Origin of the sequence: Bacillus sp. FSL R5-0576, from assembly GCF_038004765.1 — a bacterium.
GTDB lineage: Bacteria > Bacillota > Bacilli > Bacillales > Bacillaceae > Bacillus > Bacillus subtilis.
This window is the reverse complement of the sequence record NZ_JBBORU010000001.1, coordinates 162,329-174,351: the sequence shown is the minus strand read 5'-3', so window position 1 is coordinate 174,351 and position 12,023 is coordinate 162,329. Positions and strand designations below refer to the sequence as shown.

14 protein-coding genes and 1 other annotated feature are annotated in these 12,023 nt (G+C 47.1%); of the genes, 2 read left to right on the top strand and 12 right to left on the bottom strand.

Going from position 1 to position 12,023, the window contains the following annotated elements:
- Window positions 1-64 precede the first annotated feature (64 nt).
- Both NX903_RS00965 and cwlJ read right to left on the bottom strand, forming a co-directional pair.
- Window positions 65-796: a vWA domain-containing protein gene (locus tag NX903_RS00965; protein WP_086343404.1), complete on the bottom strand. Its 732-nt coding sequence runs from the start codon at window positions 794-796 to the stop codon at window positions 65-67.
- Window positions 797-901: 105 nt separating this feature from the next.
- Window positions 902-1,330 (bottom strand): cell wall hydrolase CwlJ, encoded by a 429-nt coding sequence (gene cwlJ, locus NX903_RS00960; protein ID WP_015715185.1) that lies wholly within the window; start codon window positions 1,328-1,330, stop codon window positions 902-904.
- Window positions 1,331-1,642: 312 nt separating this feature from the next.
- On the opposite strand from cwlJ, the gene NX903_RS00955 reads away from it, so the two are divergent.
- Both NX903_RS00955 and NX903_RS00950 read left to right on the top strand, forming a co-directional pair.
- A complete protein-coding gene (locus NX903_RS00955; RefSeq protein WP_014478718.1) occupies window positions 1,643-2,029 on the top strand; it encodes a YndM family protein in 387 nt (128 codons plus the stop codon).
- Window positions 1,989-2,123, top strand: a complete 135-nt coding sequence (locus tag NX903_RS00950; protein ID WP_130573404.1) for a hypothetical protein — start codon at window positions 1,989-1,991, stop codon at window positions 2,121-2,123. The genes NX903_RS00955 and NX903_RS00950 overlap by 41 nt, the downstream gene beginning before the upstream one ends.
- Here the strand turns inward: NX903_RS00950 and NX903_RS00945 are convergent.
- From NX903_RS00945 to gudD, 10 genes are all read right to left on the bottom strand, one after another.
- On the bottom strand, window positions 2,084-2,770 hold the full coding sequence (locus NX903_RS00945) for an ABC transporter permease (RefSeq protein ID WP_086344562.1): 687 nt from the start codon (window positions 2,768-2,770) through the stop codon (window positions 2,084-2,086). The genes NX903_RS00950 and NX903_RS00945 overlap by 40 nt on opposite strands.
- An 18-nt stretch (window positions 2,771-2,788) precedes the next feature.
- Window positions 2,789-3,712 carry an ABC transporter ATP-binding protein gene (locus NX903_RS00940; protein ID WP_024572520.1) on the bottom strand — a complete coding sequence of 308 codons (924 nt, stop codon included), beginning with the start codon at window positions 3,710-3,712 and terminating at the stop codon, window positions 2,789-2,791.
- Window positions 3,713-3,803: 91 nt separating this feature from the next.
- Window positions 3,804-4,739, bottom strand: coding sequence for a two-component system sensor histidine kinase YcbM (gene ycbM / locus NX903_RS00935; protein WP_024572519.1), 936 nt, complete (start codon window positions 4,737-4,739; stop codon window positions 3,804-3,806).
- Window position 4,740: 1 nt separating this feature from the next.
- Window positions 4,741-5,421, bottom strand: a complete 681-nt coding sequence (ycbL, locus tag NX903_RS00930; protein ID WP_080262630.1) for a two-component system response regulator YcbL — start codon at window positions 5,419-5,421, stop codon at window positions 4,741-4,743.
- A 96-nt stretch (window positions 5,422-5,517) separates the two neighbouring features.
- Window positions 5,518-6,456 (bottom strand): DMT family transporter, encoded by a 939-nt coding sequence (locus NX903_RS00925; RefSeq protein ID WP_341109425.1) that lies wholly within the window; start codon window positions 6,454-6,456, stop codon window positions 5,518-5,520.
- Between the two features lie 20 nt (window positions 6,457-6,476).
- Window positions 6,477-6,638, bottom strand: coding sequence for an anti-TRAP regulator (rtpA, locus tag NX903_RS00920; protein WP_003234807.1), 162 nt, complete (start codon window positions 6,636-6,638; stop codon window positions 6,477-6,479).
- A 96-nt stretch (window positions 6,639-6,734) separates the two neighbouring features.
- Window positions 6,735-6,982 (bottom strand) — a binding site (T-box leader).
- A 56-nt stretch (window positions 6,983-7,038) separates the two neighbouring features.
- The gene (gene mphK, locus NX903_RS00915; RefSeq protein ID WP_086343402.1) at window positions 7,039-7,959 is read right to left on the bottom strand and encodes a macrolide 2'-phosphotransferase MphK; all 921 of its coding nucleotides are present in this window, start codon (window positions 7,957-7,959) and stop codon (window positions 7,039-7,041) included.
- A 276-nt stretch (window positions 7,960-8,235) separates the two neighbouring features.
- Entirely contained in the window at window positions 8,236-9,768 is a 1,533-nt protein-coding gene (gene garD / locus NX903_RS00910; RefSeq protein ID WP_086343401.1) for a galactarate dehydratase, read from the bottom strand.
- Window positions 9,769-9,859: 91 nt separating this feature from the next.
- Window positions 9,860-10,561, bottom strand: coding sequence for a FadR/GntR family transcriptional regulator (locus NX903_RS00905; protein WP_003234813.1), 702 nt, complete (start codon window positions 10,559-10,561; stop codon window positions 9,860-9,862).
- 69 nt (window positions 10,562-10,630) lie between these two features.
- Window positions 10,631-11,998 carry a glucarate dehydratase gene (gene gudD, locus NX903_RS00900; protein WP_086343400.1) on the bottom strand — a complete coding sequence of 456 codons (1,368 nt, stop codon included), beginning with the start codon at window positions 11,996-11,998 and terminating at the stop codon, window positions 10,631-10,633.
- Window positions 11,999-12,023 lie beyond the last annotated feature (25 nt).

Below are 12,023 nucleotides of genomic sequence, written 5' to 3'. Positions count from 1 at the left end.
TCACATGATCTTAAAAAAACAAAAACACCGAGCCATTTCGCAGAATGACTCAGTGCCTTATCAGTTATTTCGAAAACAATCTGCTGAAAAAGCCCTTCTTTTTCGGCTTTTCAGCAGGAGGCTCTTGTTCTCTTACAATCCCTTTTTCCTTCGCTTCTTTTAGCCAAAATGGAAATTCAGCAAGCAGAGCATCATAAAGCTCATCATCAGAAATGCGGTCAATCTCTTCGATATGCAGGAAGTTCGTGTTATCAACGACACGCCCTTCTAACGTATCCAGTTTATTGAGAAAATCAAAGTTTCCGTTTCCGATGCCGACAAACTGCCAGAACACCGGTTTATCAGAAGAAGCTTTAATTATCGGTTTGATTGACTTTTTACAGCCCCCGTCATTGATAAAAACAATGAAAGCAGGATACGAGCTCGGTTCCTCCGCAACATATTTGCGCAGCACGTCCTTCATGACTGGCGGCTCATCATTTCTGCCGAATTTATGCAAGCGGTCATTATTTAAAATTTCACGATCGACATAGCCCGAAAAATCCTTTTCTGAAACTGGCTTTAATCGGGAAAATTCATTATCATACACCCATACATCCAGCAAACCGTTATCATCAAACTGATCAGCCACTGCCAAAATCCGCTCCACCACATTTTGAACCGTCCCGTTTTTGTAGAGCGGTCTCATCGATCCCGTAATATCAAGAACCAGTCCGACACGAGCCGTCACCTTCGTTAACTGCTTTTTCTCCAGTACGATCTTTACACTTTTCTTTTGCAGGTCAATTGTTGCCATTCTGTCATCTCCGTCAGCTCTTTTTTCTTCGATTATCTCACAGGAATATTTCCCATTGCATCTTTTCAAATAAAAACACCGTTCAATTTGAACGGTGTCCTGTCTCTAAAATGTGTTATATACATTTTCACACGTCTCCGCCGTCGGCTGATAAAAGCAGTGTGACTTAAATCTGGCCACAAACGGCTGGTTATACCACTGGGCTGGACAGTCTCCCTCCGGCCTGAAGTACCACAAACTAAATTTTGCCGGCCAGCGTCTTTCACCGTTAATCGACCGCCGTGCAAGAGCACGCTCGCTATCTCGCGCCCTTTGATAAAAATATCCATGAGTCACAGCCTCAAACGCGTGTGGCTGATAAATCATCTGCCTGATGGTGCGGAGGCCTTTAAAATCTGAGCAATTCGCCCGCAGCCGATTAATTCCTACGTTGCCGACAAGCAGCATCCCCTGCTTGCCTTCGCCTTCCGCTTCCGCTCTGAGCAGCCTTGCCATCAGATCGACATCCGCACTCGTTGCTCTCACGACCGCCATCACGTCACCTCCCCTTGATCTCTTTTCATCATATTTCATTACTTCAGAAGTGATGACGGAGGGACAGGAGAAGTTTTTAAATTTATTCATCTAAAAACAGCCAACATAATGGGCTGTTGGGCGTCAAAGCAGCGTCCGGTGCGGTACAAGCTTCACGTTTCCGCTGTCGAAGCGCCGCAGCCTCAATTCCTGATTCACATCATCGACCCCTCCCCAGCAGATTTGCACCCGCCTCCGAAAAGAAATAAGGTTTAACTTTTTACATTTGAGGAATTATACATAACAAATCAAATGACAAAAGGAGGAATTGTAATGACACATGTGAAAGCGCTCGCGATTAAAGGTATTATGACGATTATTGTGTTGTATCTGGTGCTTGGTCTGGGCTTTGGTTTCACGTTTGGAGATACGCTGTTAATGACGATAGTGTTAGGGGTTATTTCTTATTTGCTGGGCGATCTGTATGTATTGCCGAGATGGAATAATATGATTGCAACTTTGGCTGATTTTGGCTTGGCCTTTCTTGTGATCTGGCTGATGGGCATGCCGCTTTCCCTGGGGATGACTGGCGGTGAAGTTGCGTTGGCGGCTTTATTCGGCGCGATCGTCATGGCAATCGGTGAATATTGCTTCCATTTCTATATGATGAGCAAAGAGATTGGCAAGAAGCATTATCTTGAAACAAGAACAGACTCATAATGGAAAGGCCGGTGCTGACAGCATTGGCCTTTTATACTTATTGGGCGCCTTTGTTTACGCATCCTGCTTGTCCGCATTCCTGATCGCCATGTAGGAAAAGAACAATCCGAATGCCGCTAACGATAACGGGATATACACAACAGATGAAATCGAGAAGCCCGGACTTGTTGAGCTGATGAGCATCACAATTACTACAGATGAAATGATGGTCGCCGGAACCGAGTGTCTACGCATCCCAAAAAAGATGGGAACTAAACTGGTTCCAGCGGCGCCAAAAGCGAAAACCGCCATTTTGACCGCCTGTTGAGAAATGATCTCGAAAGTAAGCTCTACTGGTATAAAATGGTAGATCGAGTTCAGCCAAAAGAAACCGGTGGCTATGAGTATATTTGAAAGTAAAATCGTGATAAACGTCAGTCCGCCCGCGATCATGAGCTTAGCGGTGAGCAGCTTTTTACGGCTGATCGGGTACGTGAACATCACAAGAATGGTTTTGTTTTTATATTCCGAAATCACCAATTTTACGATCAGCACAGCGCCAAATACGATAAATACCGCTCTGACGAAGGTGCCGATGATGAGGAATGCTTCATCCGTACTTTGGAACGAAACCCCGCCATCGGCTTTTTCGGAATAACTGATCAGCCACATAAAACCCATAATGATCACGTTGGCAATGAGGGCACCTCTGATATACCAGCCCATTTTCATTTTTCTTAATTCGATTCTGATCAAATTCATCAACGTGTCTCTCCTCCTTTACGCACTGATGCTATTGCCGTTGATCAATTTGATAAAATAATCCTCCAGCGACGTATACTTTTTGTTCATTGATTCAATGTCTACATCATTTAAAATCAGCGCTTTGGATATAGCAGGCTGTGAGGCTTCGGCTTCGTAAATTCGGATTGTTTTCTCATTTAAAATTTTAAAGTTGGTTAATTGCAGCTCTTTCTCAAGAACAAAGCAGGCCTTTGTCTGATTCGATGTAACAAGCTCGATGTATTCAGTGTTCTGGCCCCTGACATCCTCCATTGATACCTCTTCAAGCAGCCTGCCGTCCCGAATGACGCCGATTGTGTCCGCGATTTGTTCGATTTCACCCAGCAGGTGGCTTGAGATCAGCAGTGTCATCCCGTACTCTTTGCTCAGCACTTGAAACAATTGCCTGATCTTTTTAATGCCGATAGGGTCAAGACCATTCACCGGCTCATCCAAAATGAGCAGGTCCGGCTTCGTGAGGATGGCACGCGCAATTCCAAGGCGCTGCTTCATCCCGAGGGAAAAGGTTTTGACGGGTTTTTTGTCGATTTGTTTTAAATTCACCATATCCAGCACTTCTTGTATGGCTTTTTTATTGTGATATCCCATATATTCACAATGCAGATCTAAATTTTCTTCAGCTGTCAGGTTTTCATAAAAAATCGGATATTCAATCATGCTGCCGATGTTCCCCAGCACCTCATATGACGTGTGGGTGAACTTGTTCCCAAGGATGATGATTTCACCGCTTGTCGGTTTGACAAGGCTCGTCAGCATTTTCATAATGGTTGTTTTCCCCGCGCCGTTCGGGCCGAGAAAGCCATAGATTTCACCTTTTTTAATATGCATGCTGACATTGGATACGACCTCTTTGCCCTGATACGTTTTGGTCAGCCCGTTTGTTTGTACGATATAAGTCAACTTTGTTTCTCCTTCCCTCTCTTTTCCTGTTTTCTATTGTAGCGGCGAGCCCTGTCATTTTTATTTCTCAAACCTTAAGAAATTCTTACGATTAATATGTCATGCGTTTCAATGTGATCGTAAATGCAGTCCGTTCGTACGGCTTGCTTTTGACGGATATGGTGCCTCCCATTTTTTCTGTAAGCCGTTTTGTGATGGTTAAACCCAGTCCGCTTCCTTGAAATGCTTTATTTCTGGATTCTTCAAGTGTGTACAGCCTCTCAAACACCCGCTGCTGATCGGTTTCACTAATCCCTTTTCCGCGATCCCATACGGTGATGGCGATGTTCCTTTCATCATAAGACAGCGTCAGCCCGATTAACTTGCCGGCCGCGCCATATTGAATCGCATTGGACAATAGGTTTTGCAGGATTCTGTCCAGAGCCTCTTCATTCGCCTGCGCATACACCGGCGTATCCGGGATATCGATGGCTGCTTGAAAGCCTTTTGACTGAACAGCGTCATAATAGTGCAGGATATTTCGTTTGCATATGTCGTTCATATGTACTTTGGTAATCGGGATCTCTTTATCTTCAGATTCTAATTTCGCTAAATCAAAAAAGGAGTTGATCATCTGAATGAGTTCATTTGTTTTCTGGCGGAGCTTCCCCAGCAATCTTTCCCGCTCTTCGTCCGGCATGTTCGGGTCACTTTGAATGGCTTCGATATAACCGAGAATGACCGTTAACGGCGTTTTCAGGTCGTGAGACATATTGGTCAGCATCCGCTTCATGGATTGCTCTGTTTTGGCAAATTGGGCGCTGATCTGCTGACGATTCTCAACGATAAGATTGATATTAACAAGCAAGCTTTTGAGCGCATGATCGTCTGTAGGAAGCAAAATTTGTCCTGCCGAATCCCGGCTGAGCATGTAGCTAAGCTGGTCAGCCGTGTAAGCCAGATTCCCGTCCCGCTTCTTTTTCATTATGAATTGAATCACATTCAGACACGCCAGAGCGATGACAGCGGCCACCCATAGCACTGTCATTCTAAAACTCTCCTAATTTATAACCGATGCCCCATAACGTTTTAATATATTGAGGGGAGGAGGGGTCATCCTCAATTTTCTCTCTGAGCCGCCGCATATGTACGTTAATGATGTTCTGATCATCAAAGTACTCTTCATTCCAAACGGAACGGTAGATTTGTTCTTTCGTAAACACTTTTTTAGGATTTGATGCAAATAAGCACAGCAGCTGCCATTCTGTTGACGTCAGCTGGAGCGGTTGTCCATTTTTCAAAACGGAAACATTGTCTACATCTATCGCCAGCTGGTGAATCCGGATCACCTTATTCACAGCCGGCTCCTCTGCCGAATATTGCGTCGCCCGCCGTATCGCGGCTTTTACTCTGGCTGTCAGCTCAATCATCGAAAACGGTTTGGCGATATAATCATCCGCCCCAAAGCCCAGTCCCAATGCCTTGTCCACCTCTCCGTCTTTTGCCGAAATCATTAAGACCGGTATATTGCTTTTTTCCCGGATGATTTTCAGAAAATCCATGCCGTTCAGCTTCGGGAGCATGATATCAAGGAGGACCAAATCGTATGAACCCTGCTGAAACAGCCGGATGCCCTCTTCTCCGTCGAAGGCATGCACAATTCCAAAGCCTTCTTTTGTTAAATAATGATCCACCATTTCACTGATTGAGTGGTCGTCTTCTACAAGCAATATGCGCTGCATCTTCTCACCTAACCTTTACAAAATCAAAAAACACACACGTAATTACACTTATTGTAATTGAAAAACGTGTGTGTTTTATATAAATTATTCTTTTTTTCCTGTTTTCAGCTTCCTGTATTCCATGCCCGTAATGACAAAGAATACGGCAGCGCATCCAATGACTTGAATAAGCCCGAGCCGTTCACCGAGAAATAAAGCTCCATAGAAAATCGTCAGGATAGGCCCTGCCATTGAAATGGCGGCGGCTCGCTGTGCCCCGATTCGTTTTATGCCCTCAAGCATTAGCACAAATGGAATCACTGTGGTAACGACTGCAATTACCGCGAACAAACCATACATAGAAAGCGGATATGCTGCCATTGGCGTATTCATGCCAGCCGCCGATTTGATCCCTGTGTAAAGCATCATGGCAGCTCCAGCAGCTGTCATCCCGTATGCATTGAGACGGATCCCCCCGATTTGATGGACGAGATGCCCGGAAAGGACAAGATAACCAGCATAGACGGCCGAAGATAACAAAATGAATACAGCTCCAATCATATTCGCCTGGAAAAGCTCAGCATTCCAGCCGCCCAGCGCCAAGAAAAGCCCAAACATGACCGCCAGAACTGCGAAGAGGTCCTGAATTGAGGACCTTTTCCGGTCACGACACGCGGTGAATCCAAACACAAACAACGGATAGCTCATCAGCAATATACGTTCAACCATTGCGGATACATGGTTCAGCCCGATAAAATCAAGCAAGGGAGACAGAAAAAAACAAAACACTCCCGCGCCACAAGCCTTCCATAGGTCTCCTTTTTTCTTACCGTCTGGCATTGGAGGACGGTATATTAAAAAAATCAGCCAAAACAGCGGAACAGCCAGCAGCTGCCTGTATAGCAGCACGGCATCTGGCTCAGCACCCATTTGGTATGACCATTTTATCCAAATCGATTTAGACGCAAAACAAACTGTTCCGATCAGCAAAAAAATCGTACCTGCTGCGGCCTCACGAATCTTACTCTGCTCTTCTGCTCTCATCTCAGCTCAGCTTTTCTCCTTTACTTATTCAAATGCTTTTGGATAAAATCCAGAAGCGTATATCCTTGAGCAGTCAGAATAACACCTTTTCCGCTGCAGGCCGGGCAAGGTGTTCCTTCGATTTCTCCCGCTCTTTCACATTTAGGACATGCGACCTCAAGATCATCAGTTGCAATGACCATTTGATATCCTCCTTTCTAACTCATCTGCTATGCCACCACCAGCCATCGTCCATTGGCCGTCACCTCCTTTAAGAAACACAAAAACCCCCGTCCTATGCAAAGGACGAGGGTCTCGCGGTACCACCTTTATTAACAGCTATACAGCCGTTCACTCTAAGTACAGAAAACCTATGTTTCGATACTCCTCTCTTGGTAACGGGGAGAGAAACCCGGCATCGCCTACTATCCGTTCAGCAAAGCAATTCAGAAGCCCATTCGGCATCAGGGGAGGATCGGTTCACACCTGCCACCGACTCTCTGAACCTCCATTCTGATGCGTACTTGCTCTTCCTCACGATTGTTGTTCCGTTCTATTATTTGTAAAGTTTATAATACTTGGTTCATGAAATGAAGTCAATTCTTAATCCGATATTACACCGAGTGCTTCCAGCGCCATATGAACGTGCTCCTCCTGCTGTGTTTGCAGAGCGAGCTTGGCGATTTCCACCGGATACGCCGCCTGCATCTCTGAAATGTGTTCCTGCATTTTTGCCCATATCCGGCCGCCTGCTTGATTATAGTATTCAAGTAAACGGGCAGTTTCTTTTTCCCCGAAAATGGTTTGATAAAGAACAAAATCCTTGGCTGGATCGGCAACCTTCGCTTCTGTCCAATCCAGAAGTCCTGTGACACGTTCATTTTGGTCGATAAGAATATGCGGCGGGTGGAGATCGCCGTGTATCAGTGCAGAAAAACCAGGCCAGTATGCATCATCATTTATCCACTTTTGCCATCTTTCCCAAAGCGTCGTAGATACGCCAAGCGTATTCTTCACATCAACCATAGAGTCTGCTGTCATTTGCCTGAAATCTTCTGGCCTTATCACTTCTATTCCGGATTGCCCAGCAGATATTTGATCCGTGCCATGTAATTCAGCCAGTATGTCGGCAAGTGTGCGGACAAAGTCGTCTGACGGCGGCTGATGATCCATATTCCATACATATTGCTTTTGTTCCAAATCAATTCCAGCAGCCGGCGTCCCTTTTAACATGGGGTAGGCGATCAATTCCGGTGTATGAATTCTCCAATCCGGCACATCAGCAGTCAGATTCGCGCGGAGAAAGGCAAGCGTTATGCCTTCTGCAGATGCTCTTTCCACAACATCACTTCGCCGCGGTTTTCGCAGCACCCATGGCATACCTGTGTCGTCCTTGGCAAATACAACTTGAAAGTCCATTCCGGTTTCATTCAATTGCGCGTTCTCAGAATGAACCGTCAAACCTTGGCTGCGTGCAAGCCCGACAATCTCAGTGATAAGCTGTTTTTCGTTAAGGTTTGTCATCCCATTTCCCCTTTCTCATGCTCCGGCCTGCAGTAGAGAGAAGGGATGCTTGAAGGCACAAAAAAGGGCAGGCACGCCACCCTCTTTTTTGATAACCATATAAGGGCTCATACATAGGCGGATTCATCCCGATTCTCTCGCATTCAGGCGAGAGTTGTTCACTATTGAATTCGTGTCACTCGGAATCTAATGAATGCCATGCTATAACCCCTCCGTTTCCTATACGCTGATTTTCATTTTACAGCATATTCCATCTTCCCGCTATAAAAACATGAATCAAGTCACTGGAGCAGGATTAAACAAGCACAAATCATTATGAAGGCCCCAACGGTCTGCCCACGTTTGTTTGTGGCCGCTTGCTACATCCAAAATCGTCCTGAAGATTTCCCAGCCTACGTCTTCAATACTGGCCTCTCCTGTCGCGATTCGGCCGGCATTGATATCGATTAAATCAGCCCAATGCTCTGATAAGGAATGCCGAGTCGATACTTTCAGCACCGGTGCAGCAGCCAGGCCATATGGTGTTCCCCTCCCTGTCGTAAACACCTGCAGATTCATGCCCGCAGCCAGCTGCAGGGTGCCGCACACAAAATCGCTTGCCGGTGTCGCCGCGAACAGCAGGCCTTTTTGCTCTGCTCTTTCACCAGGGCCGAGCACGCCGGAGATGGGGCTTGTGCCTGATTTCGCTACCGAGCCTAACGCTTTTTCCACCACATTGGATAATCCGCCTTTTTTATTGCCTGGTGACGGGTTTGCGCTTCGGTCTGCGTCTCCCCGCCGAAGATAGCTGTCATACCACTTCATCTCTTTGATCAGTGATTGTCCGACCTCTTCACTGACAGCCCGCGGCGTTAATAAATGAATGGCATCCCGCACCTCTGTCACTTCAGAAAACAAAACCGTTGCACCTGCGCGAACCAATAAATCAGCCGCATACCCCACGGCAGGGTTCGCCGTCACGCCGGAAAACGCATCACTGCCGCCGCATTGCAGGCCGATAACCAGATCCGAAACAGGACATGACACCCGGGTTCTGCTGTTCAGCCTGATTAACCGTTCCTCCGCCATTTCCAAAATGGATTGGATCATCGCCGCAAAACCTCGGTGATCCTGGAGCGATAGAATGTCATCATCATTTTCGGAGGCAATTCTTTCCGGGAGGAGCTTTTCACAGCCCAATCCGATGACCATTACTTCTCCGCCGAAGTTCGGATGCTTCGCGAGATTTTGAATCGTGCGGATCGGAATGACAGCGTCGGGCGCATTGATCGCCACACCGCATCCGTATTGATGATGCAGCGGCACAACGTCATCGACATTTGGGTATTTCGGCAGCAGCTCTTCTTTTATTCGTTTGACTGCATAATCCAAAACGCCAACAACACATTGAACACTTGTCGTGATGCCGAGGATATTTTTTGTCCCCGCACTGCCATCCGCATTTCGGTATCCCTCAAACGTGTAGCCTTCAAGAGGGGGCCGCGGCTGCGGCACTCTGTTTGCGAGAGGAAGATCGTCTAACGCCGGAGGAGCGGGCATTCTCACGAGGGCTTCCCGTATCCAGCTCCCGCGTTTGATCGTCTCATCAGCAAATCCGATCACCTCTCCGTAACGCACGATCTCGTCCCCTTGATTGAGATCGGTGAGGGCCACCTTATGGCCTTGAGGAACATCCTCTTCAAGTACGAGCCCGCATGAGAAAACAGTGCCCTTTGGCAGTCCTCCATCATTTACAATAATCGCAGTGTTATCTATTTCATGCACTTTGATGTAAAGGGGGGCTTGGTTCTTCCTGAGGTTCATCGCCATATGAAAATCACTCCTCATATCTTAGTAAGCGTTTTCTAAATTGGTTTTAAAAAAACCGCAGCTCTTACGTTTCAACTGCGGTTGCTCACCATTATTTTTCATCCATTCCTTTTAGAATTTTGTCACGGACAAATTTCAGATGTTCATACATGTGGTAATGTGCTTTGTACGGATCTCTTTTGGCAAGGGCGTCGTAGATTTTTTTGTGATATTCGACCGTTACATCTCTCTCCCTGTACGGAATTTGGCTGTCAATTTTCGCATGGGTAATCAGCAGGGACTGAATCATCCCTTCAACGACGGGGTTATTAGCGCTTAACGCAATAATTCGATGGAACTCTTTATCCGCTTCACCATAAAGATTGTCAGTGCTGTTGGCAATATCGTCGATCGTCTTCTGCAAACGCTGAAGCTCTTCCTCATTGATTTTTTCCGCGGCAATTGTCACGAGTCCGAGTTCTAGCGCCATCCGCGCTTCAATGATAGCCGGAAGATTATCAGTGGCCAAGGCAAGCATGACGGAAAACGGCTGCATGCCGATTTTATCGTTGAAATATGTGCCCCCTCGTGTTTTTCTCGTAATGACACCCAGCGTTTCAAGTGAACTGAGCGCCTCTCGAAGCACCGGCCTGCTGACATGCAAAATGTCCATCAGTTCCATTTCTGTCGGCAATTTGTCTCCGGCCCTCAACTGTCCGCTCGATAATAAATGGACAATCCGTTCGATGACCTGCTTGGCTAATGTTTTCCGATTGACTGTATCGACTTTCAAATCCTCTAAACCTTCGTACACGAACAACTCTCCCTTCAGTTGTTCAATTGTAAGACAAAATAGCGGATATGACAATATTTACAATCAAACTTATCGCACAAGACACGGGCGCTTCCGGTCAAATTCCCAGTTGCTGATCAGAAACTGCATTGGGATCGCGTCATTCCGTCCGCCTAAATTCATTTTCCGATAGATCTCATGCGCTTTTTCCACTTGTTCCATATCAATATCGACGCCTAGTCCAGGCTTATCCGGCACCTTGACACAGCCAGAAGAAATCTCAAAAGGCTGTTTCGTTAATCGCTGCCCGTCCTGCCAGATCCAATGGGTATCAATCGCCGTGATCCGCCCCGGAGCCGCTGCTGCTACATGGGTAAACATCGCTAGGGAAATATCAAAGTGGTTGTTGGAGTGCGAGCCCCATGTCAAACCCCAATCATGGCACATTTGCGCAACCCGCACCGACCCTTGCATCGTCCAAAAATGCGGATCAGCCAGCGGTATATCGACCGCGTGGAGCTGAATCGCGTGACCCATTTCCCGCCAGTCAGTCGCAATCATATTTGTCGCAGTCGGAAGCCCTGTCGCGCGGCGGAATTCAGCCATTACTTCACGAGCGGAGTAGCCATTCTCATCCCCGCATGGATCTTCCGCATACGCGAGCACATCTTGCTTTCCTTTGCATAATGCAATAGCTTCCTCTAATGACCATGCCCCGTTCGGATCAAGAGTGATCCTTGCCTCTGGAAAACGTTTCGATAATGCGGTAACAGCTTCGATTTCCTCTTCTCCCCGCAGCACCCCGCCTTTCAATTTGAAATCCTGAAAGCCATAGCGCTCCTGTGCGGATTCGGCAAGACGCACAATGGCCTCCGGCGTCAGCGCTTCCTCATGGCGCAGACGGAACCAGGCACAATCTGACTGCTCATCGCTTTGATACGGCAAGGTCGTCCGATTTCGGTCGCCGATGTAAAAGAGGTAACCGAGCATTTTTACTTCATCACGCTGCTTCCCTTCGCCCAGCAAAGCCGCGACCGGTTCCTGAAGAAACTTTCCAAGCAAATCTAACAAAGCCGCTTCCAGTGCGGTGACGGCGTGCACAGTGGTGCGCAAATCAAACGTCTGGTTTCCTCGCCCTCCCCTGTCCTGATCGCCAAACTGCTTTCTGACCGTTTGCAATATCGCCTGGTACGCACCGATAGATTTTCCGACAACAAGCGGCTCTGACAGCTCCAGTGTGCGGCGAATATGCTCTCCGCCAGGCACCTCGCCGACTCCCTGATTTCCGCTGCTGTCTGTTAAGATTACGATATTCCGGGTAAAAAACGGGCTGTGTGCTCCGCTTAGATTCAGCAGCATGCTGTCATGTCCCGCAACAGGAATCACCTTCATTTCAGAAATTGAGGGAATATTCGATCTTTTTTCTTTTTGAACCTGCTCTTGTATCGGTGAACTCATGCATTTTCCTCCCTTTATAAAGCGC